Origin of the sequence: Xanthomonas chitinilytica (assembly GCF_026107455.2) — a bacterium.
Classification (GTDB): Bacteria; Pseudomonadota; Gammaproteobacteria; order Xanthomonadales; family Xanthomonadaceae; genus Stenotrophomonas; species Stenotrophomonas chitinilytica.
The window spans coordinates 1-25,853 of sequence record NZ_JAPCHY010000006.1; the positions used below are offsets into that span (position 1 = coordinate 1).

A 25,853-nucleotide genomic window follows, 5' to 3' on the forward strand; every position below is an offset into this window, starting at 1 on the left:
ACAACGTGGAGAGCATCGCGGTATTCGAGCGCCGATGAGGCCGTGGGAAGCCGCGCGATGCGGGGAGACATGGGCGCGTGGCGACGCGTTCATCCTCCCGGCGCGCCGGTGCGACGTGGGCGCGGACATGTTCGCGCACACCGCACACGTCGAGAGCATCGCGGTATTCGAGCGCCGATGAGGCCGTGGGAAGCCGCGCGATGCGGGGAGACATGAGCGCGTGGCGACGCGTTCATCCTTCCGGCGCGTCGGTGCGACGTGGGCGCGGACATGTTCGCGCACACCGCACGTATCGTGGGCGTCGCGGGACCGGACGCCGATCCATGACAGCGGGCGCTGCCGCGCTCAGCGCAGCGGCTTCACCCGCCATTGCCCGCCATCGAGCAGGAAGTGCAGCTCGCTGGCAACGAAGGCGTGCTCCGGAAGTTCGCGGAGATGGCTTTCGCAGGCGATCGAGCCATCGCCGGTGTCCAGCCGGCAGGGACCGATCCGCTGTACGTCGAAGCCTTCCGCGACCCGCGCGAGTCGAGGGTGCTGTCCGCCGTCTTCCGCGGCCACCTCGCGGGCGTAGGCGCGTCCGGCGTCCCTGGCCTGGTCCAGCGTCGGTACCGGCGCCTGCCGGGTGTCGTTGCCCGGCCGCAGGACCCATTCGCCTTGCTGCCGGGCGAAGGCCAGTACGTGGTGCCGGGAGGGCATGCGGTCGCGGCTCATCGATACGACGCATCCGAGTTGCGCTTCCATCGGGGCGCAGCCACGGATGCCATCGACGCGGGTCGATGCGAGCAGGGCGAGGATCTCCGCGTTTTCCGGGGCCGGTTCGAGCGCGGCGGCGCGCTCCAGCGCGACTTCGACGTCGCCGATGCCTGGCAGTCCATCGGCGGCGACGGCCGCGTGGGCGAACAGTACGGCCAGCAGTGCCGGCATCGCGCGGCGGTGGAGACAAGGCATGGGGGCTGCCAGGTGGCGACGGGGAGGGCGATTCTACGGCTCCGTGCGCTGCTCCGGCGACGGCCGGGCCTTGGCATAATGCGCCATGGGCATCGAAATCGAACGCAAATTCCTGGTCGTCGGCGATGGCTGGCGCGGCGCCGCACACGAAGTCGTGCCGATGGCGCAAGGCTACATCAACGACATGGGCGCGATGGATCGTGGCGAACAGAAGGCTTCGGTGCGGGTGCGCATCCAGGGCGATGCGGCATTCCTGAACCTCAAGTCGCGCGAGCTGGGCCACACCCGGCAGGAGTTCGACTATCCGATCCCGGTGGCCGATGCGCGCGCGCTGCTGGCACTGTGCGTGGGCGGGCTGGTCGACAAGCGCCGGCATCTGGTGCGCCATGGCGGCCATGTCTGGGAAGTCGACGAATTCCTCGGCGAGAACGCCGGGCTGGTGGTGGCCGAGATCGAGCTGGACAGCGCCGACGAAGCGTTCGAGAAGCCGGACTGGGCCGGCGCCGAGGTCACCGATGAGGCGCGCTACTACAACCTGGCGCTGGCCTCGCACCCGTATTCGCAATGGTCGCCGGCCGAGCGCGGCTGAAACGCTTGTCCCGGCACGGCTGCGCCCCCATGGAGTGGCGATGAGAATCGACATCTGGTCCGACGTGGTGTGTCCCTGGTGCTGGATCGGCAAGCACCGCTTCGAGCGGGCGCTGGCCCTGCTGGGCGACGAGGCGCCGGAACTGGAGGTGCACTGGCACCCGTTCCTGCTCGATCCCGAGGCCGACGCTACCCCGGTGCCGCTGCGGCAGGCCTATGCCGCCAAGTTCGGCGGCCCCGAGCGCACCGCGCAGCTGCTGGCGCAGACCCAGGCCACGGCGCAGGCCGAAGGCCTGCCGATGGATTTCGGCCGCGGCCAGGTCAAGGTGACGACGCTGCCGGCGCACCGGCTGCTGTGGCTGGCCGCGCGGGAGGGCGACCAGGCGGCGGTGGCCGAGGCGCTGTTCCGCGCGCACTTCGCCGAGGGCCGCAACCTGGCCGATCCGCAGGTGCTGGTCGCGGCCGGCGCCGGCGGCGGCCTGGCCGAGGCCCGGGTGCGGGCGCTGCTGGCCTCGGACGAGGGCATGGACGAGATCCGCGCCGCGCTGGCCCAGGCGCAGGACCTCGGCATCCGCTCGGTGCCGACCTTCGTGATCGACGGCCGCTACGGCGTGCAGGGCGCGCAGGCGCCGGAGGCGCTGGCCGACGTGCTGCGCCGGGTGGCGGCGGAAGCCGTGCCGGCGGCACGTGCCGCCGAGCCGGCCTGCGGCCCGGAAGGCTGCGACGTCTGACGCGGATTCCGGCATCTGCGACAATGCGGCGGTGCGCCATCCCGGCGCCCCGTATTGGAGTATCCGCATGCTCGTGATCGGCGTCGCCGGTACCGAACTCACCGCCCAGGAGCGGGACTGGCTGCAACACGACGCGGTTGCCGGCGTGATCCTGTTCAAGCGCAATTTCGCCTCGCGCGCGCAGGTGGCCGAACTGTCGGCGGCGATCCGCCAGGCCGCGCCGCGGCCGCAGCTGATCTGCGTCGACCAGGAAGGCGGCCGCGTGCAGCGCTTCCGCGAAGGCTACAGCGACCTGCCGCCGCTGGAGGGCTTCGGCGCGTTGTACGCGAAGGACCCGGAGGCGGCGCTGGCGCTGGCCGGACAACATGCCTGGCTGATGGCCAGCGAAATCCGCGCCAGCGGCGTGGACCTGAGCTTCGCGCCGGTGGTGGACCTGGGCCGCGGCAACCTGGCCATCGGCAACCGCGCCTTCAGCGACGACCCGCAGGTGGTCGCGGCGTTCACCCGCGCCTACGTGCGCGGCATGCACGGCGCCGGCATGGCGGCCACGCTCAAGCACTTCCCCGGCCACGGCACGGTGAAGGAAGACACCCACTTCGACGATGCCAGCGACCCGCGGCCGCTGGAGGAACTGCGCCGCGAGGACCTGGTCCCGTTCGTGGCCGGCATCGAGGCCGGCGCCGACGCGGTGATGATGGCGCACGTGGTCTACCCGCAGGTCGCGCCGGAACCGGCCGGCTATTCCCCGCGCTGGATCGGCCAGATCCTGCGCCAGGAGATGGGTTTCCGCGGCGTGGTGTTCTCCGACGACATCGGCATGGCCGCCTCGTTCTCGGCCGGCGGCGTCAAGGCGCGCGTCGATGCGCACCTGGACGCCGGCTGCGACGTGGTGCTGGTCTGCCACCCGGAACTGGTCGAAGAATCATTGCAGGCCATCGATGGCCGCCCGCTCAACACCGCCGCCCTGCTGGGCCTGATCGGCCGCGGCGCGCTGGGCTGGGACGGCCTGCTGGCCGACGCCCGCCATGGCGACACCCAATCCCGTTTGCTCGAAACCCTTGGAAGAACCGTCTGATGCCCAACCTCACAATCAACCAGGCCCTGGCCCAGGCCGACCTGCTGGTCGACCGTCCCACCATTGACCAGGCCATCGCCGGCATCGCCGACGCCATCGCGCGCGACTACCGGGGCGAAGTGCCGGTCTACCTCTCGATCATGCACGGCGCGCTGCCGTTCGCCGGCCAGCTGGCGCTGGAGCTGGGCGCGCGCGGCCAGGACCTGCAGTTCGACTACCTGCACGCCACCCGCTACCACGGCGAGACCGGCGGCGAGCTGGTGTGGAAGCACCGCCCGGCGACGTCGCTGTACGGCCGCCGCGTGCTGCTGGTGGACGACATCCTGGACGAGGGCTTCACCCTGCAGGGCGTGCGCCAGTGGTGCCTGGAGCAGGGCGCCACCGACGTGCGCATCGCCGCGTTGACGGTCAAGCAGCACGACCGCTGCCTGCCGGAAGTGAAGGCCGATTACGTCGGCGTCGAGGTACCGGACCGCTTCGTGTTCGGTTTCGGCATGGACGTGGACGAATCGCTGCGCACGCTGCCGGCGATCTACGCGATGAAGGAATGACCGCCGACGCGGCGGCGCGGCATCGAATCCGCACCGCCGCGCATCAGGCGTGACAGGCCGCTGCCGGTTGCGGCGGCGATACGGCGGGAAGAACGGCGTACCGGCAAGGTCCGGCGCGCCCGGCAACGGATCAGGAATCGGATATGGAACACATCGCGTTGGCCGTGATCGGCGGCACCGGCGTCTACAAGCTGGCCCAGCTGGACGACGTCCAGAGCCACCAGGTCGAAACCCGCTACGGCACGCCTTCCGGCCCGGTCCGGATCGGGCGCCTGCTGGGCCAGCGGGTGGCCTTCCTGGCACGCCACGGCGAAGGCCATTCGCTGCCGCCGCACAAGATCAACTACCGCGCCAACCTTGCCGCGCTGCAGCAGCTGGGCGCCACCCGGGTGTTGGCGCTGAACACCGTCGGCGGCATCACCGACGGTTTCGGTCCGCGCGTGCTGGCCTGCCCGGACCAGTTGATCGACTACACCTGGGGGCGCATCTCCACCCTGTGCGAGGAGCCGGGCAGCGAAGTGCTGCACGTGGATTTCGGCCATCCCTATTCGCCGGTGTTCCGCAGCAAGGTGCTGGCCGCGGCGAAGGTGACCGGCGTACGCATGGTCGATGGCGGTTGCTACGGCGCCACCCAGGGGCCGCGCCTGGAAACCATCGCCGAGATCCGGCGTATGCGGCGCGACGGCTGCGACCTGGTGGGCATGACCGGCATGCCCGAAGCGGCGCTGGCGCGCGAGCTGGGACTGGATTACGCGTGCCTTGCCATCGTCGCCAACTGGGCGGCCGGATGCGGCGATGCACAAGAAATCACCATGGCCGAAGTGCTGGCCAATGTGGAGGCGGCGTCGGCCGGATTGCCGGAACTGGTGGGCGAATTGGCCCGGGGGTGATTGTCATCGCGGTACAAGCTTTGCATACTCCGCCAGTACGCTTCTGCCGTACATCATCCATTCATTAGCATAAGGTCTCGCATCAACATGCCGAACGGTACCGTCAAGTGGTTCAACGACGCCAAGGGATTTGGCTTCATCTCACCGGAGGACGGCAGCGCCGATGTCTTCGCGCACTTCTCCGCGATCAATTCCAAGGGCTTCCGCAGCCTGCAGGAAGGCCAGCGCGTCAGCTATGACGTGACCCAGGGTCCGAAGGGTGCCCAGGCTTCCAATATCACGCCTGTCGAGTGATCCACCCGACAGTGCATTAGAAACCCCGCTACGGCGGGGTTTTTTATATGTGCGGACGGTGCGCACGCTACAAGGAGCGGTCATGAAGGACGCATTGGATATCGCCATCGTCGGCTATGGCACCGCTGGACAGGCGATGGCGGTGCTGCTCGAGCGCGACGGCCATCGCGTGCAGGTGTTCGAGCGCGCGCCGCAGCCGGGGCCGGTGGGAGCGGGATTCCTGCTGCAGCCGACCGGCCTGCAGGTGCTGTGGCAGATGCAGCTGCTGCCGCAGGTGCTGCGCCATGGCGCGCCGGTGCGGCGGCTGTACGGCGAGACGCCGTGCGGACGCGCGGTGATGGACATGCGCTACGAAGGGCTGGATGCGCGCCTGTTCGGCGTGGGCATGCAGCGCGGTGCGCTGTTCTCGTTGCTGGACGCGGCCTGGGAAGGGCGCGGGGAACGGCTGCATGCCGGCACCCCGATCGTGGCGATCGACGAGTCGCTGCGCCGCGTGCAGGACCGGCAGGGCCGCTGGCATGGACCGTTCGACCTGGTGGTCGCCACCGACGGTTCGGCATCGGCGCTGCGCGAGCAGGTGCAGGGCACCCGGCTGGACCGGGTGTATCCGTGGGGCGCGCTGTGGTGCCTGCTGCCGTGCGGCGACTGGGCCTTCGTCGACGAGTTGCGGCAGCGCTACGTGGCGGCGCGCAAGATGATCGGACTGTTGCCGGTCGGCACCCGTCCCGGCGACGACGTGCCGAAGCTGAGTTTCTTCTGGAGCCTGCCGCGCAGCGATTTCGATGCCTGGCAACAGCGCGGACTGGCAACGTGGCTGCAGGAGGTCGAGGCACTGTGGCCACAGGCGCATGCGCGCCTGCAAGGGATCGTCGACCAGGCGCAGCTGGCGCGCGCCAGCTACCGCGACGCGGTGATGGAGCGCTGGTACCGCGGAAGGCTGGTGTTGGCAGGGGATTCCGCGCATTCGATGAGCCCGCAGCTGGGGCAGGGCGTGAACATGGCGCTGATGGACGCGCTGGCATTGCGCGAGGCGCTGCGCGCGCAGGACGACATCGAATCGGCGCTGGCCTGCTACCAGGCGCAACGGCGCGCGCACGTGGCGGTCTACCAGTTCTGGAGCCGCTGGCTGACGCCGCTGTTCCAGTCCGAACGCGACCTGGTGGCGCGGGCGCGCGATCTGCTGTTCAAGCCGATGGGACGCCTGCCGGGCGGTCGCGGCCACATGCTGCGGGTGCTCAGCGGCACCCAGCGCGGCTGGTTCGGACGGTTGCCGTTGGCGCCGGAGTTCATCCAGGCGCTGGATGCACCGGCCGAGGTCGCTGCATCGGTGGCCGAAGCCGCCTGAGCATGTTGGGCGGCGGCGATGGGGCGATGCCGCGCGCTGCGGAAGTAGCGACCGCGGCCACATCGCCGTAGCGGGGAATGGGCCACAATCCCCGGCCTGTCCCAGCGAGGATGCCGCATGCATGACGCACTGCCGCCGTTCGAGACCCACGTCGTCGACAACCAGCCGCCGCCGTTCAGCGGACGCGACCTGTGGGCGGACGACGCCGCGCTGCGCGAGTCCGTCGCGCGCGAAGGCGGCGAACCGTTCGCCGCGCGGCTGGCGGTCTATGGCGCGTTGGCCGGCGACGAACTGTACCGGCTCGGCTTCGACGCCAACCGCGATCGTCCGCGGCTGCGCACCCACGATGCCCAGGGCCATCGCATCGACCTGGTCGAATTCCATCCCGCCTACCACCGGCTGATGGATGCGGCCAAGGCGCACGGCGTCGCCGGCCTGTCGTGGCACGAGCCGCAGCCGGGCGCGCATGTCGCCCGCGCCGCGTTGAGCTACCTGCACCACCAGGCCGAGGCCGGCACCAGCTGTCCGCTGACGATGACCCACGCCGCGGTCGCGGTGCTGCAGCAGCAACCGGCGCTGTCCGAATGGGCAAGCAAGGCCGCCGCGCCCGTCTACGACCCGCGCGACGTGCCCATCGCCGACAAGGCCGGCATCACCCTGGGCATGGGCATGACCGAGAAGCAGGGCGGCTCGGACGTGCGCAGCAACGCCACCACCGCCACCCCGCTGTCCTCGCCCGGCGAGTACGCGCTGGTCGGGCACAAATGGTTCTTCTCCGCGCCGATGTCCGATGGCTTCCTGGTGCTGGCGCAGGCGCCGGGCGGGCTGAGCTGCTTCCTGATGCCGCGGCGCCTGCCCGACGGCGGCCGCAACGCGTTCCGGCTGATGCGGCTGAAGGACAAGCTGGGCGACTGGTCCAACGCTTCCAGCGAAGTCGAGTTCTGCGGCGCGCGGGCGTACCGGGTCGGCGGCGAGGGGCGCGGCGTGGCGACCATCATCGGCATGGTGATGATGACGCGGCTGGACTGCATGCTCGGCGCCGCCGCGGAAATGCGCATGGCCCTGGCGCAGGCGCTGCACCACGCCCGCCATCGCCGCAGCTTCGGCCAGCCGCTGGTGGCGCATCCGCTGATGGCCAACGTACTGGCCGACCTGGCGCTGGAATCCGAGGCGGCGACCACGTTCGCCCTGCGTGTGGCGCGTGCGGTGGATGCCGCCGGGCGCGATCCGCAGGAGGCCGCCTTCGCCCGCATCGCCACCGCCCTCGGCAAGTACTGGCTGTGCAAGCGCGCGCCGGCGTTCGTCAACGAGGCGCAGGAGTGCCTGGGTGGCGCCGGTTACATCGAAGAGTCGATGCTGCCGCGACTGTACCGGCAGGCGCCGCTCAATTCGATCTGGGAAGGCAGCGGCAACATCCAGTGCCTGGACGTGCTGCGCGCGCTGTCGCGCGAGCCGCAGGCACTGGTGGCATTGCAGGCGGAACTGGAAACCGCCGGTGGCCGCCATGCCGGCTACGACCAGGTAATCCAGTCGCTGCGGGCGACGCCGCTGGCCGCACTGCCGGTCGAGGCCGACGCGCGCCGCATCGCCGAGCAGTGGGTACTGGCGCTGCAGGCGGCGGTGCTGCTGCGCGGCGGCAGCCCGCTGGCCGATGCGTTCGTGCGCTCGCGCCTGCTTGGCGGGCGCGGGCAGGCGTTCGGTACCTTGCCGGCCGACACGCCGTTCGCCGACATCCTGGCGCGCGCCTTGCCCTGAGCATGTGGGTGGCAAGGCTCCGTCGATGCCGCATGGATCCTGGCGACAGGGCCGGCCGCTTCGTCGCCGATGCGTGACGGGGGCCGATGAGGATGGATATCAGGGGACGGAGAACCCGCGCGACGTCGCTGTGGGCGGGCAGCGGTTCCGGTGGGCAGGATGCTGGTCAGGATCCGGCTCCGCCACCGGGCGAAGCCCGGCAGCGGCGCTGCTGGCACGGATGCACTGAAACCGCAGGCAACCGCCGTCACCTCCTCCGGCGATGCGGGGCGGCCCGCTGCGGGTATCAGCGCTGGTCTGCGTCTGCCTTGCGGCGGGCGTCGTCGGCGGCCTCGCGTGCCTTGTCGGCGACTTTCTGCGCGGCTTCGGCGGTGGCCTCGCTGGCGTCCGCGGCAGCATCCCGGGTGGCGGTGGCGGCGTTGTCGGCCGCCTCGGAGGTGGCCTGGGCGGCGCGATCCAGCGCCTGCTGCGACTCGCTGGCGGCCTGGCGGGTGGCGGCCGCCGCTTCCTCGGCGGCGTCGCGGGTAGCGGCCGCGGCGTGTTCGGCCGCCGACGCGGCGTCGCGCCGCGCCTGCTCCGCATCGGGGTTGTTGCAGGCAACCAATGCCAAAGCAAGGCTGCCGACGATCAGGGGAGGCAGGATCTTCATTGCACGCTCCTTTGTGACGGGGATGACCGCGCCAGACTAGGCAGTCGCGGATTCAGGCCGCGTCAACGGCAGGGCGGCAGGCAAGGGAAAGTCTTCGCCCATTCCCGGAGCGGCTTTGTGATCGCTCTGAAAGCTCGCGACTGACGTCGCTCCTGCAAGGGGCAGGAAGGCTGCAGGAGCGACGTCAGTCGCGGCCGAAGGGGCGTCGACCTCCCTGCCAACCCAAAGAAAAAGCCGCTGGCGAACCAGCGGCTTTTCCAGACTTGCGTCGAAGCAGAAGCTATTACTTCTTGGCTTCTTCGGCAGCGTCCTTGGCCTGCTCGGCCACGTCTTCAGCAGCCTTGGCAACGTCAGCAGCGGCGTCGGCAGCGGCGTCGGTCGTAGCGCCAGCAGCGGCTTCAGCGGCTTCGCCAGCGGCGTCAGCAGCGGTGGCGGCGGTGTCGGCAGCTTCCTGGCCAGCTTCGGCGACTTCGGAGCCGACAGCGGCAGCCTGGTCGGCAGCGGCCTGCGCTTCGGCAGCGGCTTCGTTGGCCGAAGCAGCGGCGTCAGCAGCCTGCTCCTGCTTCGAGCAGGCAGCCAGGGCCAGGCCCAGGGCCATTGCGATCAGCAGCTTGTTGATGCTCATTGGTGTGAATCCTCGTCGTTAGATAGGCAACGCGCTAGTGCGCGCCCTCAACATGATGACAAGCCCAGTTTGGCTGTCAAGCGAATGCGCATTCATCTTTGAGAAATGCGCGTTAAATGCAATCAAATCAATTCGATAGCGATGGCGGTCGCTTCGCCGCCGCCAATGCACAACGAGGCGATTCCGCGCTTGCCGCCGCGCTTGCGCAGCGCATTCACCAGGGTGACCACCAGGCGTGCGCCGGAGGCGCCGATCGGGTGGCCCAGTGCGCAGGCGCCGCCGTTGACGTTGATCTTCTCGTGCGGAATGCCGAGCTCGCGGATCGGTGCCATCGCCACCACCGCGAAGGCTTCGTTGATCTCGAACAGGTCCACGCCCTCGACCTTCCAGCCGGTCTTGGCCAGCAGCTTTTCGATGGCGCCGATGGGGGCGGTGGTGAACCATTCCGGTTCCTGCGAGAAGGTGCTGTGGCCGACGATGCGGGCCAGCGGCTGCACGCCGCGACGGCTGGCTTCGTCGCCGTCCAGCAGCACCAGCGCGGCGGCACCGTCGGAGATGCTGGAGGAGCTGGCGGCGGTGACGCTGCCATCCTTCCTGAAGGCCGGGCGCAGGGTCGGGATCTTGGCGATGTCGGACTTGCCCGGCTGCTCGTCCTGGGCGACTTCGACCTCACCCTTGCGGGTGGCGACCTTCACCGCGACGATCTCGCCGTCGAATGCGCCGTTGGCCTGCGCGGCCTGTGCACGCTTGACCGACTCGATGGCGTAGGCGTCCTGCTCCTCGCGGGTGAAGCCGAACTTGGCCACCGTCGATTCGGCGAACACGCCCATGGCCTGGCCGTCGTAGGGGTTGGTCAGGCCGTCCCACGCCATGTGGTCCACCGCCTGGAAGTTGCCGTAGCGGTTGCCGGTGCGCGAGTTCGGGATCATGTGCGGGGCGTTGGACATCGATTCCATGCCGCCGGCGACGACGATGCTGGCCGAGCCGGCCTTGATCAGGTCGTGGCCGAGCATGATGGCCTTCATGCCCGAACCGCATACCTTGTTGAGCGTGGTGGCGCCGGCGCTGGTCGGCAGGCCGGCGGCAAGCGCGGCCTGGCGTGCGGGCGCCTGGCCCAGGTTGGCCGGCAGCACGCAGCCCATGATCACTTCGGAGACATCGTCAGCGGGGATACCGGACTGCTCCATCGCCGCGCGGATCGCCGCAGCGCCGAGCGTGGGGGTGGGGACGCCGTTGAACTGGCCGAGGAAGGCGCCGATGGCGGTGCGTTTTGCTGCTGCGATGACGATGTCGGACATGAGCGATCTCGTTGATACCTTGCGGCGATTATCGAAAGACGCCGGGGGAGTGCCCATTGGACCAATGGCACATGCCCGGCAGACAGCGAACTGACGATGCAGTATAGATGCTGGACGCGAAACGGCCGGCGCGGGCGGTATCTGAATCGGGGCCGCAACACTAGGGACGACGGAGTACGGGGAATGGAAAAGGCGGTGCTGGCGAAGAGCTTGTTGGCGAGCGGTCTGGCATTGGCGCTGGTGGCATGTGGTGGCGGCAGCAATGCCCGCCCGGACCCTGTGCCCACCTCGCCGCCACCGGTGTCACCACCACCACCGCCGCCGACTTCGCCGCCACCACCGCCCCCGCCACAGCCGGCGTTCGATGCGCACCTGACGCTGACCAACGCGAAATCCACCGGCTATACCGGCGCCGGCTACCGCATCGGCGTGGTCGATTCGGGCGTCAACCGCAACCATCCGGCGCTGGCCGGGCGGGTGATGGCCAACTACAACTACATCGATCCGAGGCGCAACAACACCGCGGTGGACGATGTGGTGGGGCATGGCACCGCGGTGGCGCAGCTGGCTGCCGGCGCGGCGGTGGGGCAATGGCCCGGTGGCATCGCGCCGGGTGCGGAGATCCTCTCGGCCCGGATCATTTCCGATACACCGCCGGAGGACGACGGCTCCGGCGACGGCAACGAGGTCAACGGCGCGCTGGGCCTGGCATCGATCCACCAGGACCTGATCAATGCCGGCATGCGCATCATGAACAACTCCTGGGGCGGGTTGTACTGGACCAACCCCAACGCCACCGCGCCGATCGCGGCCGAGTACCGCCCCTTCATCGCCAATCACGACGGCCTGGTGGTGTTCGCCACCGGCAACGAGGGCAAGGCCAACCCGTCGGACATGGCCTCGCTGCCCAGTCAGCAGGGGCCGAACGGCAGCCGGCCGGCCGCCGACCTGGAGCGCGGCTGGCTGGCGGTGGCGGCGCTGGATACCGCCAATCCCACCCAGCTGGCGCATTACTCCAACGCCTGCGGGGTGGCGATGAACTACTGCCTGGTGGCGCCGGGAACCGCGGTGTTCGTCGGCCATGACAGCACCGCCGGCAACCTGGAGTACTACTACAACAGCGGAACCTCGTTCGCGGCTCCGCAGGTATCCGGTGCCGCGGCGCTGGTCTGGGAGGCCTTCCCCTATTTCACCAACGACCTGGTGCGGCAGACCCTGCTGGGCACGGCCACCGACCTGGGCGCCCCCGGCGTGGATGCGGTATTCGGCCATGGCCTGCTCAATGTGGGCAAGGCGGTGCGGGGACCGCAGCGGCTGGATTTCGGCGACGTCAGCATCAATCTGGCCAGCGGCAGTTCGACCTGGAGCAACGACCTGTCCGGCGCCGGCGGGCTGTTCAAGCGCGGCAACGGCACCCTGACCCTGGCCGGTACCGACAACGCCAACACCGGCGCGTCGCGGGTGGAGGCCGGCACGCTGGCGGTAGCCAGCCACGGCACCGGCACCGCGTATGTGGATGCGGGCGCGCGGTTGCTGACCAGCGGCACGCTCAAGGGCGGGGTGGACAACGCGGGCACCTTCGAGCTGGCGCCGGCGTCCGGGGGGGTGACACAGGTGGGAGGAGACTATCTGCAGCGTGCCGGCGGTGTGCTGGCGATGCATGCCGGTGATCAGTTGCAGGTGGGGGGCAGTGCCGAACTGCGCGGCGGCGACCTGCACGTGCTGGGCAAACGCGACTACGTCGGCTTCGGCCAGGGCTACACCCTGATCAGTGCCGATGGCGGCGTCAGCGGCCAGTTCGCGCGCATCACCGCACCATCGACGATGTTCATCGATGCCAGCCTGGCCTACGGCGCGAACGTGGTGGAGCTCACGCTCAACCGGCTGGACGTCACCGTCGCCGCCGCCAGCCTGGGAGACATCACGCCGGCGGCGCTGGCCTCGGCCGGGCGGGTGGAGAACGCTTTCCGGCAGATCGACGTCCAGCAGGGGCAGGGCGAGGGCGCGGTGGCCGACGGCCTGATCCGCGCGGCCGGCGAGATCCAAGCCATCGCCACCGCCACGGCCGCCGCGGCGACGCTGGAAAGCCTGTCCGGCCAGGCACACGCCGCGGCCTCGGCGATGACCTTCGACAGCATCGACATGAACCGGCGCGCGTTGTCCGCGCAGTTCGGCGAACGCGCGCAGCGCGCACTGCCGGAAGGCGGGGCGTGGATGCGGTCGCTGGGAGGCGGTGGGCAGGGCGGTTACGCCGGCAGCGACTTCGAGGTTGGCGGCTGGATGATGGGCAGCGATACCCGGCTGGGCGGCTCGGGCGTGCTGGGCTTTGCCTTCGGCGAGACCCGCGCCACCAGTCCGGCCGGCACGGCACTGGATCGCGGTCGCGACCGGCAGACCCAGGCGCAGCTGTATGCCGGTTGGGGCCTGGGCGACGGTTACGTGCTGGGACAGGCGGGCCTGGGCCGCTACGACCGCCGGATCGACCGTGGCCTGCTGCTGGGCAGCGACCGCCACGGCGTGCATGCCGGGTATGCCGGCGATTTCGTCGCTGCCAGCGCCGAGGCCGGCTACCGCTTCGGTGGTGCCGGTTTCGGGATCACGCCTTATCTGGGCGCCGAACATGCGCGGGTGCAGGGCGACGGCTTCAACGAGCAGGGCGGTTACGGCTTCGGCCTGCGCACCGGTGCATGGTCGTCATCGCGCACCCAGGCGCTGGCCGGCGTCCGTGGCGAGTACCGCTGGCAGGGGGTCTCGTTCAACGGCTACGCCGAATGGCAGCAGGCGCTGGCCAGCGACGGGTTGACGATCGATGCCAGCTTCGTCGGGGTGGAGGCGTGGACGCCGCTGGCCGGATTGCAGCCGCAGCGTTCGGGTGGACTGTTCGGCGTCTCGGTCGATTCGTGGCTGTCGCGCAACAGCAAATTGTCGCTCGGCTACGACCAGCGGTTCGGCCCGCGCGGCGACAACCGCATGGCGTCGCTGCGCTACTGGTACGGCTTCTGATCCGACGACAGGGCGCGGGCGGCTCCGGCTGCCCGCGGCCGCGCGCCTGGGGCATCCAGCAACATCCGTCGTCTCCGCGGAGAGCGACGGCTGCGCTCTTGTCGGCTGCGCTTACTCGCCGCGCAGGCTGCCCATGCGCGGGGAGGTGCGGCCCAGCGGCAGCTTGAGCTTGCCGATGGCCTGGATGCGGGCCTCGGCCATGCGGTCGGCGGCGCGCTGCGGCGAGATGTCCTCGCGCGCGGACAGCTCGAAGATCCGGCCGAGGGTGTGGTAGATGCTGCGGATCAGGCGCATCGCGCGCTCGCGGTTGTAGCCGTCGATCTCCAGCGACACGTTCATGACCCCGCCGGCGTTCACCGCATAGTCGGGGGCATGGAGGATGCCGCGGCGGTGCAGTTCGTCGCCGACTTCCGGGCTGGCCAGCTGGTTGTTGGCGGTGCCGCAGATGATCTTCACCTTCAGCCGCGACAGCGATTCCAGGGTGAGCGCGCCTTCCAGCGCGCACGGCGCGAAGATGTCGGCCGGCACGTCGAGGATGTCTTCCGGCTTCACCGCTTCGGCGCCGTATTCGGTCACCGCGCGTTCCACCAGCGCCGGATTCAGGTCGGTGACGTACAGCTTGGCGCCGCGGTCGCGCAGCAGCTTCACCAGCTCCATACCGATGTGGCCCAGGCCCTGCACGGCGATGCTGGCCTTGCCGACTTCCTCGTGGCCCAGCTTGTGCGCCATCGCCGCCATCAGCCCCTGCAGCGCGCCATAGGCGGTGAACGGTGCCGGGTCGCCGGAGCCGCCATGCACCTGGTGCACGCCGGTGACGTACTCGCTTTCCAGGTAGATGTGCTCCATGTCGTTGACGTCGGTGCCCACGTCCTCGGCGGTGATGTAGCGCCCGCCCAGCGCGTCGACGTAGCGACCGAAGGCGCGGAACAGCACTTCGGACTTGTCGGTCTTCGGGTCGCCGATGATCACCGCCTTGCCGCCGCCCACGTTCAGCCCGGCCAGCGCGTTCTTGTAGGTCATGGTGCGGCTCAGCTGCAGCGCGTCCGCCAGCGCCTCGTCGGTACTGGCGTATGGGCGCATGCGCACCCCGCCCAGCGCCGGCCCCAGGATGGTGTTGTGGATCGCGATGATCGCCCGCAGGCCGGCATCGCGGTTGTGGCAGAACACGACCTGTTCATGACCGCTGGTCTCGAGGGTTTCGAAAAGCATCGTAGAGCTCCATGGCACCGGGTGCGGGCCGCGCTGCGGCGAAGAACTGCGCCGAAAGGCGCCGGAAAAACGAAAAACGCGACGTTTCCAGTAGGGGGCGACGTCGCGATGGCCGCATTCTAGAGCAATCGTCCGGATACGGTGTCCACGCCGGTTTGAATAAAACGAACGGTCGTGCTATTTATGCCGCCGTGAAGGCTACGACCGCCACCGCCAAGGGCGCCGCCACCCGCGAAATGATCGTGGAGCGGGCCTATGCCATCGCCTGCCGGCAAGGGCTGGAGGGCCTGTCCATCGGCGAGCTGGCCAGCGAGGTGGGGATGTCCAAGAGCGGGGTGTTCGCCCACTTCGGCTCGCGCGAGGACCTGCAGCTGAGCGTGCTCGACTGGACCGCCGAACGCTTCGCCGGCAGCGTGCTGCGGCCGGCGCTGGCGCACCCGCGCGGATTGGCGCGGCTGCGGGCGATCATGGCCGGCTGGTTCGGCTGGGTCCGCGACAACCCCGACGGCTGCCTGATCCTGGGCGCCGCCTTCGAATACGACAGCTGCCCCGGCGCGCTGCACGACCGCATCACCGGCTGGCTGGCCGGCTGGCGCCAGGCGCTGGCCCGGGCGGTGGAAATGGCCGTGGACAGCGGCGAACTGCCGTCTGCGACCGACCCGGCGCTGCTGTCGTTCGAACTGTTCACCCTGGTGCAGGGCTTCCATCACGCCCGCCTGTACGACCCCGCGAATGCCGACACCCTGGCGCAGCGCTCGCTGGCGCGGCTGCTCGGCGACGCGGCTCCCCCGTCTTCCGCCCCCTGATCCTTCCTGCCTGGAGCCGACCATGGCCGCTGTCGCTTTGCCGAAAAAAAGCACGACCGTTCGTAAACTCGGTGCACTGGCCGCGACCCGGCTGATGTTCTCCACCACCGGCTGGTTGCTGCCGGAACTGGCGACGCGCCGGGCGTTCCAGTTGTTCGGCACGCCGATGCCCGCCGGACGCCGGTTGGCGCGCGAGGCCGATACCGGCGGCGCGCGCGTGGTCCCGCTCGCGATCGGACGCGAGCAGGTCGTGACCTATCGCTGGGGCGACATCGCCCGCGAGCCGGTGGTATTGCTGGCCCACGGCTGGTCCGACCACGGCCTGCGCTTCCTGCCCTGGGTGGGGCCGTTGCGGCAGGCCGGCTACGCCGTGGTCGCCTTCGACCAGATCGGTCACGGCCGCAGCAGCGGGCGCTGGGCGAGCCTGCCGATCTTCGCCGATACCCTGGCACAGGTGGCTGCCAGCGTCGGGCCGCTCGCCGGCGTGGTGGGCCATTCCTTCGGCGGCGCCGCGCTGGCGGTGGCGTTGTCGCGTGGGCTGCAGGCCGAGCGCGCGGTGCTGATCGCCGCGCCGGCCGATCCGGTGGATGCGGCACGCCGTTTCGCGCGCCTGATCGGCCTGCCGGGTGCGCTGGCCATGCGGATGATGGAAGAGTTCGAGACCCTGGTCGGCATTCCGCTGGCCACGTTGAAGGCGCAGTGGACCGCCCCGGCCATCGCCCGCCCGGGACTGGTGATCCACGACCTGGCCGACGACGAGGTGCCGTGGGAGGAGGGCGAACGCTATGCCCGCTATTGGCCGCATGCGCGCATGCTCAGCACCCAGGGGCTGGGGCACTACCGCATCGCGAAGGACCCGCAGGTGGTCGCCGCCGCCATCGCATTCATGCAGGGCCAGGCCTGTGGCGAGCGGGTGGTGTCCACCTCAGACCTGCCGTACGGCGTGGCCTGAGATCCCTGCCGGAGCAGCGGTTGCGGCGAGCGATGCCCCCATCGCGGATCGCGCGATGGATGGCCCATGGCCGCTCGCGGGTTTTCGCTCGTGTGGAGCCGGAAGAGCGCGGACGGATCCCGTGGATGCACCCGCAAGCACGGATATACGACCAATGTCTCGCTGCGCTGCAACCTGATCCGTCGGCCTTGCGGGACTAGAATCGGTTGCAATAGAAACCGGATGTCGCACGGCCCATGAGCACCCCCGCTTCCCATCTCCCGCAACCGCAGCCCGAAACCTCGCCGCTGCGCTTCGTCACCGCCGCCAGCCTGTTCGACGGCCACGATGCCGCCATCAACATCATGCGCCGGTTGATCCAGGCGCAGGGGGCGGAGGTGATCCACCTGGGCCACAACCGCTCGGTGGAGGACGTGGTGCGCGCCGCGCTGCAGGAGGACGCCGACGCCATCGCGCTGTCGTCCTACCAGGGCGGCCACGTGGAGTACTTCAAGTACATGGTGGACATGCTGCGCGAGCGCGGCGCCGGCCACATCCGCGTGTTCGGCGGCGGCGGCGGCACCATCACCCCGGAGGAGATCCGCGAGCTGCAGGACTACGGCGTCGAGCGCATCTACCACCCCAACGACGGCATGAAGATGGGGCTGGTGGAGATGATCGAGGACGTGGTGGCGCGCGCTTCCCGCGCCCGCGGCCAGGCCCCGGGCGAAGAGGATCCGCAGGCGCCGGGCATCGAGGACGAGATCGCCATCGGCCGCGTGCTGTCGCGGCTGGAAGATGGCACCTACGGCGAGGCCGAACTGGCGCACCTGCGCAAGCAGTGGCAGCTGGCCGGCGGCAAGACCCCGGTGGTCGGCATCACCGGCACCGGCGGCGCGGGCAAATCCAGCGTCACCGACGAACTGCTCAATCGCTTCCTCGCCAGCTTCCCGCAGATGCGTGTTGCGGTGGTGTCGGTCGATCCCACCCGCCGCCGCACCGGCGGCGCGTTGCTGGGCGACCGCATCCGCATGAACTCGCTGCGCAGCCCGCGCGTGTACATGCGCTCGATGGCCACCCGCCGCCAGCATGCGGCGATCAACACCGTGCTGCGCGACTGCATCGGCTTCCTCAAGTCGCTGGCCTACGACCTGGTCATCGTCGAGACCGCCGGCATCGGCCAGAGCGATTCGGAGATCGTCGACCTGGTCGATTTCCCCATGTACGTGATGACCAGCGACTTCGGCGCGCCCAGCCAGCTGGAAAAGATCGACATGCTCGACTACGCCGAGCTGGTGGTGCTCAACAAGTTCGACAAGCGCGGCGCCGAGGACGCACTGCGCGACGTGCGCAAGCAGTGGAAGCGCAACCGCGTCGCCTTCCAGACCCGGGACGAGGACGTGCCGGTCTACCCGACCATCGCCTCGCAGTTCAACGATCCCGGCATCAGCTGGATGTTCGCCAGCCTGTGCCGGCTGCTGCGCGAAAAGCTGGCGCTGCCCGAGGCGCAGTGGAACCCGGCCATCGACACCACGCTCAAGGAGCCGCGCGCCACCGTGCTGATTCCCGGCAGCCGCGTGCGCTACCTGGCCGAGATCGCCGAGCAGGGCAGGGCGATCAACGCCCGCATCGAATCGCAGGCGGAAGTGGCCGAGCGCGCGCAGAGCTGCTGGCAGGCGCTCAAGGAGCTGGGCGACGACAGACTGCCGCAGGCGCTGGAGCTGTATGCGGCCGATGCTCTCGTGGAGCGCGGCTCGCCCCGCCCGGATGCCACCGGAGGCAGCGGGGCAAGCCCCGCTCTACAGGTTGACCGTTCGCTGCTGACCCTGCGCCAGCGTTACAACGACGCGGTGCAATCGCTGGATTCCGAAGCGCTGCGCCTGCTGCGCGGCTGGCCCGCCCGGTTGAAGTCGATCACCGACGAGGTCAACGAATACCAGGTGCGCGGCAAGGCCATCCGCGTCGAGAACTACCGCGAATCGCTCAGCCACCAGCAGATCCCGAAGATCGCCGCACCCACCTACCGCAGCTGGGGCGAACTGCTGGTGTTCCTGCAGAAGGAAAACCTGCCCGGCGCATACCCGTACACCGGCGGCGTCTATCCCTACCGCCGCAGCGGCGAGGACCCGATCCGCATGTTCGCCGGCGAAGGCACGCCCGAGCGCACCAACCGCCGCTTCCACTACCTGAGCGTCGGCCAGCCGGCCGCACGCCTGTCCACTGCGTTCGATTCGGTCACGCTCTACGGCGAAGACCCGGCGCCGCGCCCGGACATCTACGGCAAGATCGGCAACTCCGGCGTCAACATCCCCACGCTGGACGACATGAAGAAGCTGTATTCCGGCTTCGACCTGTGCGCGCCGACCACCTCGGTGTCGATGACCATCAACGGCCCGGCGCCGATGATCCTGGCGATGTTCATGAACACCGCCATCGACCAGCAGGTGGAGAAATACCTCAAGGCCGACCCGGCGCGCTGGGCCGAGGCCGAGAAGAAGATCGCGACGATCTTCGAGGGCCGCACGCGGCCGCGCTATCACGGCGAGCTGCCGCCGACCAACGATGGCCTGGGCCTGGGCCTGCTCGGCGTCACCGGCGACCAGCTGGTCGATGCCGACACCTACGCCCGCATCAAGGCCGAGACCCTGGCCACCGTGCGCGGCACCGTGCAGGCCGACATCCTCAAGGAAGACCAGGCGCAGAACACCTGCATCTTCTCCACCGAGTTCGCGCTGCGGATGATGGGCGACATCCAGCAGTACTTCGTCGACCACAACGTCCGCAATTTCTACTCGGTGTCGATCTCCGGCTACCACATCGCCGAGGCCGGGGCGAACCCGATCAGCCAGCTGGCCTTCACCCTGTCCAACGGCTTCACCATCGTCGAGTACTACCTCGCGCGCGGGATGAAGATCGACGACTTCGCGCCGAACCTGTCGTTCTTCTTCTCCAACGGCATGGACCCGGAATATACCGTCATCGGCCGCGTCGCCCGCCGCATCTGGGCGCGCGCCATGCGCGAGCGCTACGGCGCCAACGAGCGCAGCCAGATGATGAAGTACCACATCCAGACTTCCGGCCGCTCGCTGCACGCGCAGGAGATCCAGTTCAACGACATCCGCACCACCCTGCAGGCGCTGTACGCGCTGTTCGACAACTGCAACAGCCTGCACACCAACGCCTACGACGAGGCCATCACCACCCCGACCGAGGAAAGCGTGCGCCGCGCGGTGGCGATCCAGATGATCATCAACAAGGAGCTGGGGCTGAACTTCTGCGAGAACCCGTGGCAGGGCAGCTTCATCGTCGACAAGCTCACCGACATCGTGGAAGAGGCGGTGTACAAGGAGTTCGAGGCGATCAGCGAGCGCGGCGGCGTGCTCGGCGCGATGGACACCATGTACCAGCGCGGCAAGATCCAGGAAGAAAGCCTGTACTACGAACACAAGAAGCACGACGGCAGCCTGCCGCTGGTCGGCGTCAACATGTTCCTGCCGAAGGAGCATGCCGGCGAGGTGGCTACCGAGATCGAGCTGATCCGTTCGACCGAAGAAGAAAAGGGCCAGCAGATCGACAATGTGGCCGGCTACCAGGGCAGCCGCAACGGCTATGCTGCCGACGGACTGAGGGCGCTACAGGCAACTGCGCGGGAGCGACGGAATGTGTTTGAATCGCTGGTGGAGGCGGTGAAGACGCATAGCTTGGGGCAGATCAGCCATGCATTGTATGAGGTGGGTGGGGAGTATAGGCGGAATATGTAGTACCACGGAGGGGGGATGAAAGTCGCAGAGGCGCTAAGCGAGTATTTTAAAAAATCCAGGCTTCCCATTCTGTTTGCTGGAGCCGGTGTTTCGGCGCAGGGTGGGCTTCCGTCTTGGTCGGGATATTTATCGTCGTTGGCGAGTGCTGCCGGCGAATATGATCCTTACATAAAGTTTGTAATCGATAAGGCGATCAATGATGGTGCATTGATTGATGCTGCTAGTTTTTACTTTATGTGTCGCGAAATGCCTGATTCACAGAGGCTTTCCGCGTTGCAGGAGCCTCTTCTAAAATTTGATTGGGAGAGGTTGGCCTATCTCGCGAAGCTGCCGTTTCAGGCGGTGGCGACCACCAATTTCGATAGAGTCTTGTTCGCCGCATATGCGAAGGCAGAGGGGGTCGCGGCTCGTGAAGTCAATATCGATGACCCGACGCTGAGTGCTGCCAAGTTTGCAGATGATTTTTTCATAGCAAGAATACATGGTCGCGTGGAAATACCGCTTTCGATGAGGCTGTCGAAAGATCACTTTGCATTGCTTCCGAGCAATGAGGCGTATGTGGGATTCTTGGAGCATCTCTTTACGCGTAGGCAGGTTCTATTTTTGGGTTTTTCATTCCTTGATCCCGCAATTGCGGCCGTTCTGAAGAGCGTGCGAGCAAAAACGGAGGGTATGCATGGCCAAGAGCATTGGGCTTTGGTGCCAAAAGGAATCGGAACGGAATTTGTTGCCGAGCTGGAGCGCCATTCAATTAGGCGCATTGAGTACGATCCGGCGAACCATCATCGGGAGCTTTGGGAGGGTATAGAGGCCTTCGCGCGGCAACTCAATGTGAAATTGCCAAGCATGGCGGATGTGCGAGATGTGCCATTTGCAACGGCTAAGCAATATCTCGCGAACGCATATGCTCGTTCCCGCTTGGGACGTCAGCGTGAGCCTTTGGCCCAGGCAATGGCAGAGGGGGTCGTGTCCGGGATGATTTCTAAGGCTCGAGCCGGAATCACCGAAGAGGAACTCGTTCTCCAAGTCGCCCGAGAGCTTACGCTGTCGGAGGACGTAACACGCACCCTGGTGGCTCGCGCACTCGCCGATCTTACTCGCGATGGAATATGCGGTGTGACGCCAGCGGATGATGCGATCCGCTACGTGCCCCGTTCCGAGGCAGGTCTCGCATACGAAGCGGCGGTTGCTCGTCTGGTTGATGGCGTTGTGCAGCGGTACCGCTTGCAGGAAGGGGGGGCTGATACGGCTGAGGTGCGGGCCTATCTTGCTGCTGTAGTCGGTGAACTCTTGTTGCAGAGAGGCTGGGAGCTTGGTGCCGCATACGCCGGTAGGCGCATGCCGGAAGATGTTGATCTCTCGTCCGTTATGGATCGAATATCTGGGAGGGGTATTCGAAACACGGAGTTCGTAAAGCTCGGGCGTGCGCTGAAGGATCTTCTCATTCGGCCTGATGACGAGGAGGCGATACTGCTGGCGGACTTGGGCAGGACAGCATTTGGTTTGGAGCTACTCCTTGAGTCGCCCCATGATTCTTTGTTTCTCACGAGAGCATTGCCCGAGAGGTTGTACTTTGATGCCAATGTGGTAATGCCGGCGATAACGAAAGGACACCCGCTTCACGAGCTATTTTCGGTAACCATGCGGGCGCTTAAGGAAGCGGCTGGCGCTACGGCGACTGGCCCTTCTCTTCGTGTTTACGATGGATTCTTGAATGAAATCGTTAGTCATCGGCGACTTGCGATCGAATCAATGGAGGGTGGCAATGGAGATGGTGCGCTGTGGGAAGAGAGGGCGGTTGGACTTTTTGGAACAGCGAACGTCAATGTTTTTGTTGGTGCATTTTTTAATTTTAAATTAACGGATAGGGAAATTTCATTTCGTGATTTTCTGAGAAAATTCGCTCCTTATGAGAACGAGAGACAGCTGAAGGAGCATCTGGATTCGCTCGGATTTGAGGTTGTTTATGAAAATAGGGCTAATAAGCTCGATTTGCCTGATATACTGCATTGCTTGGATAAATTCTACGCCACCAAGTTCGAGCACCAGAAGAAATCACCGATCGTTGTTCGGCATGACGCTGTACAGTTGTCTATTCTAAACGCCGACTTGGCAGAGCAGCGTCGATCGGTTTTTGTTAGTGCAGACAGAGGAATTCGATTTGCGCTTGAATCAGATGGTTATGGTTCTGTGGCGAATTCCGTGCTAACCCATCTTGGGTTGACGCAAATGGTTGAGCTTCTTGTTGGGAGGCTTGCATCACCCAGGGGTGTTGCTTCGTTGTTGTGGATGTCTCCAGTTTCAAGTGACTCTGAGAGAATTCGAAGCTATCTGGTGGGGCTCGCGTTGAAGGAGCACAGCGTGGCTGCGGCGATGTACTTGCCGGATGTGATTGGTGAGATTGTCGAGGATGCTGGATTTGAATTGGATCGTAAGAATCTTAAGTTGGAAACGGAGTCGAAAAGTGATCGAATCGAGATTGGTCGTGTCTTGGAGCGCTATGAGAAAGACTTCTTCAGAAAGATGAATGCTGAAATTGATCGGGCTAAGAAAGGCTGACTGAGAACAAAGCAAAAACGGGGTCAGGTTCTAAGGTTTCCCCACGTTTTCAAGCCGCCAGCGTCATCTGACTCATGACTGCTGGCGAAAACAGGGGTCAGAGTCGACTTTCTCGAGTCGACTTTCTCAGGCGAAAACAGGGGTCAGGGAAAACAGGGGTCAGGGTCGATTTTCTCAGCCTCCGGCAAAGCGGGGCGGATTGACCTGCCGCGGGTGATCCGGCTGGTGGGACCGGCCGGGGCCCTGCAGAATGCCTGCGACTCCTTCGCCCGGATTGCCTGCCGAGATGAAATTACCGATCAAGCCCGAAATCTTGTTGGCCTGCCTGTTTGCCGTCGTGGGCATCGTGTGCGGCCCCTCGTCGCAGGCGGCGGCTGCGGTCGATGCCGCGGCGATGCCGCATCTCGTGCCAGTGCCGCAGTCGGTGCAAACGCATCCCGGCGAGTTGCGGATTGCAGGTGGGGTGGTGGTGGATGCGGCCGGGGCTGCGCCCGACGCGAAGCGCGCATTGGCCGAGGCGCTGGCGGGGCTGGGCATCGCCACGAGCGATGCGGCGGCAACGCGCATCCGCCTGCAATTGGTGGAGGATGCGGCGCTGGGCGAGGAGGGCTACCGGCTGGTGGTGGCCGACGACATCCGCCTGAGCGCGCAGACCGATGTCGGCCTGCTGCATGCGGTGCAGAGCCTGCGTCAGCTGCTGCCGGCGCGGGCGCAGCCGGACTATCGCTTGCCCCGCGTTGCGATCGCCGATTCCCCGGCCTACCGCTGGCGCGGCCTTTCGCTGGACGTGGCGCGCAGCTTCCTGCCGGTCGAATACCTGGAAAAGACCCTGGACCGCATGGCGTTCTTCAAGTTGAACCGGCTGCACCTGCACCTGACCGACGACCAGGGCTGGCGCATCGAGATCAAGCGCTACCCGAAGCTGGTGGAGATCGGCGGTGCCAGTGCGGTCAAGGGCGGCCGCAGCGGCTTCTACACGCAGGAAGAGTTGCGGCAGCTGGTGGCCTACGCGCAGGCGCGTGGCGTCACCCTCGTGCCGGAGATCGACATGCCCGGCCATGTGCAGGCGGCGCTGGCCTCGTACAACGAGCTGGCCTGCGACGACGTGGAGAACCTGTCGCCCTATTCGGGGCTGAAGGTGGGTTTCAGCGTGCTGTGCCTGGACAAGCCGGAGGTGGTGTATCCGTTCGTGCGCAACGTGCTGGAAGAGGTGATGGCGATCTTCCCATCGCAGGAAATCCATATCGGCGGCGATGAAATCAAGCACCCGCTGTATGCGGATTTCGTCGCCCGCACCGCGGCGATGGTCGAGGAGATGGGGCGCACGCCCATCGCATGGGAAGAAGGTTCGGTGGCCGATACCGGCCCGCAGATGATGCTGCAGTTGTGGAATGACGGTTATGCCATCGATGCGGCGGTGGCGAAGGGACATCCGTTGATCCTGTCGCCGTGCTCGTATTTCTACATCGACCATGGCAACTACGCCGGCCAGCCGGAAACCTACGACTGGTGCCGCAAGGAAGGCGTGCCGCTGGCGCGGCTTTACGGCTTCGATCCGGCGCCGTTCACGACCGCGGTGGGCATCGAGGCGGCGCTGTGGACGGAGCTGGTGCATACCGATGCGGCGGCGGACAACCGGTTGTGGCCGCGGCTGGCGGCGACGGCGGAGTTGGCATGGAGCCGGAGCGGGCAGCGCGATTACGCCGGCTTCGCGCAGCGCATGGGGGCCTTGCGCGGGCATCTGGATGCGATGGGCGTCGGCTACCACGCCGAGCCGGATCTGGGCTGGGATGAAAGGAAGTAGATCGGGGCAATGCCCCCGACGCAATCGGGACCTGCCGTTTCGTGACTGTTGGGGAGCCGGGCCGGTTGTTACTCTGGGCCGGATACTCCTCGGGAAGACGGTGGCATGGACAGAAGGCGATTCATCGGAAGCGCGGCGCTGGTGGGGACGCTGTTGCCACTGCTGGGAACGGGCCGTGTGGCCGCCGCATCGCGCCGGCATCTGCTCCCCGCGCCGCTCGACCGGGGGGATACGGTGGCGCTGGTCAGCCCGTCTTCCGCCACCGATGAACGGCTGAGCCTGCAGCTGGCGCAGGAGGCGATGCAGGCATTGGGCTTCGTGGTGAAGACCGGCGAGCACTACGCCGCGCGACGGGGCCACCTGGCGGGTAGCGATGCCGAACGTGCCGGCGACCTCAATGCGATGTTCGCCGACAAGCAGGTCAAGGCCATCGTCTGCGTGCGCGGAGGTTCCGGCGCCGCCCGTTTGCTGCCCTTGCTGGACTACGGGCTGATCCGGGCCAACCCCAAGGTGCTGCTGGGGTACTCGGACATCACCGCCCTGCACTGTGCCATCCAGGCCAGGACCGGTCTGGTGACTTTCCATGGGCCCATCGGTTCGGGCAGCTGGAACCGTTTCAACGTCGACCAGTTCGAGCGTGTGTTCTTCGAACGCGAGCTGATGCATTACCGGAACCCCCTCGAGGCGGGGGACGAGCTGGTGCCGCGCCGGAACCGCACCGTTACCATCGCCGCGGGCCGCGCGCGTGGCGAGCTGGTCGGCGGCAACCTGGCGGTGCTGACGGCATTGGCGGGTTCGTCCTACCTGCCGGACTTCACCGGCAAGATCCTGTTCCTGGAGGATGTGGCCGAGGCGCCGTACCGCGTCGACCGCATGTTCAGCACCTTGAAGCTGATGGGGGCGTTGCGACGTCCCCCCGCCTTCAGTAGCACGGCGGTTTAGAGTCCGGGATCAATCGTAGCGGATGCCAGCTGGCTGGCGTAGTCGCTCGGGGTCAGTCCGCCGAGCACCTTCTTGGGTCGCTCCTCGTT

21 protein-coding genes are annotated in these 25,853 nt (G+C 67.2%); 16 read left to right on the plus strand and 5 right to left on the minus strand.

All coding sequences use genetic code 11. The features are described 5' to 3' along the window. The coding region (locus OK345_RS08765; RefSeq protein WP_265127558.1) for a hypothetical protein at window positions 1–181 on the plus strand (181 nt) is incomplete at its 5' end. A 164-nt stretch (window positions 182–345) separates the two neighbouring features. Here OK345_RS08765 and OK345_RS08770 read toward each other — a convergent pair. Further along, a complete protein-coding gene (locus OK345_RS08770; RefSeq protein ID WP_265127559.1) occupies window positions 346–948 on the minus strand; it encodes a hypothetical protein in 603 nt (200 codons plus the stop codon). 85 nt (window positions 949–1,033) lie between these two features. Here OK345_RS08770 and OK345_RS08775 point away from each other — a divergent pair, with 85 nt between their 5' ends. The 8 genes from OK345_RS08775 to OK345_RS08810 all read left to right on the plus strand — a co-directional run bounded on the left by OK345_RS08775 (window position 1,034) and on the right by OK345_RS08810 (window position 8,177). Then, window positions 1,034–1,537, plus strand: a complete 504-nt coding sequence (locus tag OK345_RS08775) for a CYTH domain-containing protein (protein ID WP_265127560.1) — start codon at window positions 1,034–1,036, stop codon at window positions 1,535–1,537. Window positions 1,538–1,577: 40 nt separating this feature from the next. Beyond that, on the plus strand, window positions 1,578–2,267 hold the full coding sequence (locus tag OK345_RS08780; protein ID WP_265127561.1) for a DsbA family oxidoreductase: 690 nt from the start codon (window positions 1,578–1,580) through the stop codon (window positions 2,265–2,267). A 67-nt stretch (window positions 2,268–2,334) separates the two neighbouring features. Next, window positions 2,335–3,342, plus strand: a complete 1,008-nt coding sequence (nagZ, locus tag OK345_RS08785) for a beta-N-acetylhexosaminidase (RefSeq protein ID WP_265127562.1) — start codon at window positions 2,335–2,337, stop codon at window positions 3,340–3,342. Beyond that, complete coding sequence (locus OK345_RS08790; protein WP_265127563.1) at window positions 3,342–3,893, plus strand: hypoxanthine-guanine phosphoribosyltransferase; 552 nt, start codon at window positions 3,342–3,344, stop codon at window positions 3,891–3,893. Before nagZ ends, OK345_RS08790 begins: the two co-directional genes overlap by 1 nt. Before the next feature lie 143 nt (window positions 3,894–4,036). Further along, complete coding sequence (locus OK345_RS08795) at window positions 4,037–4,783, plus strand: S-methyl-5'-thioinosine phosphorylase (RefSeq protein WP_265127564.1); 747 nt, start codon at window positions 4,037–4,039, stop codon at window positions 4,781–4,783. Window positions 4,784–4,870: 87 nt separating this feature from the next. After that, complete coding sequence (gene cspE, locus OK345_RS08800) at window positions 4,871–5,077, plus strand: transcription antiterminator/RNA stability regulator CspE (protein WP_003488188.1); 207 nt, start codon at window positions 4,871–4,873, stop codon at window positions 5,075–5,077. Between the two features lie 82 nt (window positions 5,078–5,159). Then, window positions 5,160–6,422 carry an FAD-dependent oxidoreductase gene (locus OK345_RS08805; protein ID WP_265127594.1) on the plus strand — a complete coding sequence of 421 codons (1,263 nt, stop codon included), beginning with the start codon at window positions 5,160–5,162 and terminating at the stop codon, window positions 6,420–6,422. Window positions 6,423–6,539: 117 nt separating this feature from the next. Then, a complete protein-coding gene (locus OK345_RS08810) occupies window positions 6,540–8,177 on the plus strand; it encodes an acyl-CoA dehydrogenase family protein (RefSeq protein ID WP_265127595.1) in 1,638 nt (545 codons plus the stop codon). 286 nt (window positions 8,178–8,463) lie between these two features. Here OK345_RS08810 and OK345_RS08815 read toward each other — a convergent pair whose 3' ends face one another. The 3 genes from OK345_RS08815 to OK345_RS08825 all read right to left on the minus strand — a co-directional run bounded on the left by OK345_RS08815 (window position 8,464) and on the right by OK345_RS08825 (window position 10,749). Further along, window positions 8,464–8,826 carry a hypothetical protein gene (locus OK345_RS08815; protein ID WP_265127596.1) on the minus strand — a complete coding sequence of 121 codons (363 nt, stop codon included), beginning with the start codon at window positions 8,824–8,826 and terminating at the stop codon, window positions 8,464–8,466. 283 nt (window positions 8,827–9,109) lie between these two features. Continuing rightward, window positions 9,110–9,451, minus strand: a complete 342-nt coding sequence (locus OK345_RS08820) for a hypothetical protein (RefSeq protein ID WP_265127597.1) — start codon at window positions 9,449–9,451, stop codon at window positions 9,110–9,112. Between the two features lie 122 nt (window positions 9,452–9,573). Further along, the gene (locus OK345_RS08825; RefSeq protein ID WP_265127598.1) at window positions 9,574–10,749 is read right to left on the minus strand and encodes a thiolase family protein; all 1,176 of its coding nucleotides are present in this window, start codon (window positions 10,747–10,749) and stop codon (window positions 9,574–9,576) included. A gap of 183 nt (window positions 10,750–10,932) precedes the next feature. Here OK345_RS08825 and OK345_RS08830 point away from each other — a divergent pair, with 183 nt between their 5' ends. Beyond that, window positions 10,933–13,752 (plus strand): autotransporter serine protease, encoded by a 2,820-nt coding sequence (locus OK345_RS08830; RefSeq protein WP_265127599.1) that lies wholly within the window; start codon window positions 10,933–10,935, stop codon window positions 13,750–13,752. 111 nt (window positions 13,753–13,863) lie between these two features. Here the strand turns inward: OK345_RS08830 and OK345_RS08835 are convergent, their stop codons facing one another. Then, window positions 13,864–14,961, minus strand: a complete 1,098-nt coding sequence (locus OK345_RS08835) for a Glu/Leu/Phe/Val dehydrogenase dimerization domain-containing protein (protein ID WP_265127600.1) — start codon at window positions 14,959–14,961, stop codon at window positions 13,864–13,866. 191 nt (window positions 14,962–15,152) lie between these two features. Here OK345_RS08835 and OK345_RS08840 point away from each other — a divergent pair, with 191 nt between their 5' ends. The 6 genes from OK345_RS08840 (at window position 15,153) to OK345_RS08865 (ending at window position 25,764) form a co-directional block, all read left to right on the plus strand. After that, complete coding sequence (locus OK345_RS08840; protein ID WP_265127601.1) at window positions 15,153–15,767, plus strand: TetR/AcrR family transcriptional regulator; 615 nt, start codon at window positions 15,153–15,155, stop codon at window positions 15,765–15,767. A gap of 22 nt (window positions 15,768–15,789) precedes the next feature. Continuing rightward, window positions 15,790–16,719 (plus strand): alpha/beta fold hydrolase, encoded by a 930-nt coding sequence (locus OK345_RS08845; RefSeq protein ID WP_265127602.1) that lies wholly within the window; start codon window positions 15,790–15,792, stop codon window positions 16,717–16,719. A 236-nt stretch (window positions 16,720–16,955) separates the two neighbouring features. Then, window positions 16,956–20,459, plus strand: coding sequence for a methylmalonyl-CoA mutase family protein (locus tag OK345_RS08850; RefSeq protein WP_265127603.1), 3,504 nt, complete (start codon window positions 16,956–16,958; stop codon window positions 20,457–20,459). 15 nt (window positions 20,460–20,474) lie between these two features. Beyond that, window positions 20,475–23,018, plus strand: coding sequence for an SIR2 family protein (locus tag OK345_RS08855; protein ID WP_265127604.1), 2,544 nt, complete (start codon window positions 20,475–20,477; stop codon window positions 23,016–23,018). A 286-nt stretch (window positions 23,019–23,304) separates the two neighbouring features. Further along, a complete protein-coding gene (locus OK345_RS08860; RefSeq protein ID WP_265127605.1) occupies window positions 23,305–24,822 on the plus strand; it encodes a beta-N-acetylhexosaminidase in 1,518 nt (505 codons plus the stop codon). A 141-nt stretch (window positions 24,823–24,963) separates the two neighbouring features. Further along, complete coding sequence (locus tag OK345_RS08865; RefSeq protein WP_265127606.1) at window positions 24,964–25,764, plus strand: S66 peptidase family protein; 801 nt, start codon at window positions 24,964–24,966, stop codon at window positions 25,762–25,764. Window positions 25,765–25,853: the final 89 nt, after the last annotated feature.

Coding starts and splice junctions, on each gene's coding strand:
- OK345_RS08770 (WP_265127559.1), bottom strand. CDS start 948: ATGCCTTGTCTCCACCGCCGCGCGATGCCGGCACTGCTGGCCGTACTG.
- OK345_RS08775 (WP_265127560.1), top strand. CDS start 1,034: ATGGGCATCGAAATCGAACGCAAATTCCTGGTCGTCGGCGATGGCTGG.
- OK345_RS08780 (WP_265127561.1), top strand. CDS start 1,578: ATGAGAATCGACATCTGGTCCGACGTGGTGTGTCCCTGGTGCTGGATC.
- nagZ (WP_265127562.1), top strand. CDS start 2,335: ATGCTCGTGATCGGCGTCGCCGGTACCGAACTCACCGCCCAGGAGCGG.
- OK345_RS08790 (WP_265127563.1), top strand. CDS start 3,342: ATGCCCAACCTCACAATCAACCAGGCCCTGGCCCAGGCCGACCTGCTG.
- OK345_RS08795 (WP_265127564.1), top strand. CDS start 4,037: ATGGAACACATCGCGTTGGCCGTGATCGGCGGCACCGGCGTCTACAAG.
- cspE (WP_003488188.1), top strand. CDS start 4,871: ATGCCGAACGGTACCGTCAAGTGGTTCAACGACGCCAAGGGATTTGGC.
- OK345_RS08805 (WP_265127594.1), top strand. CDS start 5,160: ATGAAGGACGCATTGGATATCGCCATCGTCGGCTATGGCACCGCTGGA.
- OK345_RS08810 (WP_265127595.1), top strand. CDS start 6,540: ATGCATGACGCACTGCCGCCGTTCGAGACCCACGTCGTCGACAACCAG.
- OK345_RS08815 (WP_265127596.1), bottom strand. CDS start 8,826: ATGAAGATCCTGCCTCCCCTGATCGTCGGCAGCCTTGCTTTGGCATTG.
- OK345_RS08820 (WP_265127597.1), bottom strand. CDS start 9,451: ATGAGCATCAACAAGCTGCTGATCGCAATGGCCCTGGGCCTGGCCCTG.
- OK345_RS08825 (WP_265127598.1), bottom strand. CDS start 10,749: ATGTCCGACATCGTCATCGCAGCAGCAAAACGCACCGCCATCGGCGCC.
- OK345_RS08830 (WP_265127599.1), top strand. CDS start 10,933: ATGGAAAAGGCGGTGCTGGCGAAGAGCTTGTTGGCGAGCGGTCTGGCA.
- OK345_RS08835 (WP_265127600.1), bottom strand. CDS start 14,961: ATGCTTTTCGAAACCCTCGAGACCAGCGGTCATGAACAGGTCGTGTTC.
- OK345_RS08845 (WP_265127602.1), top strand. CDS start 15,790: ATGGCCGCTGTCGCTTTGCCGAAAAAAAGCACGACCGTTCGTAAACTC.
- OK345_RS08850 (WP_265127603.1), top strand. CDS start 16,956: ATGAGCACCCCCGCTTCCCATCTCCCGCAACCGCAGCCCGAAACCTCG.
- OK345_RS08855 (WP_265127604.1), top strand. CDS start 20,475: ATGAAAGTCGCAGAGGCGCTAAGCGAGTATTTTAAAAAATCCAGGCTT.
- OK345_RS08860 (WP_265127605.1), top strand. CDS start 23,305: ATGAAATTACCGATCAAGCCCGAAATCTTGTTGGCCTGCCTGTTTGCC.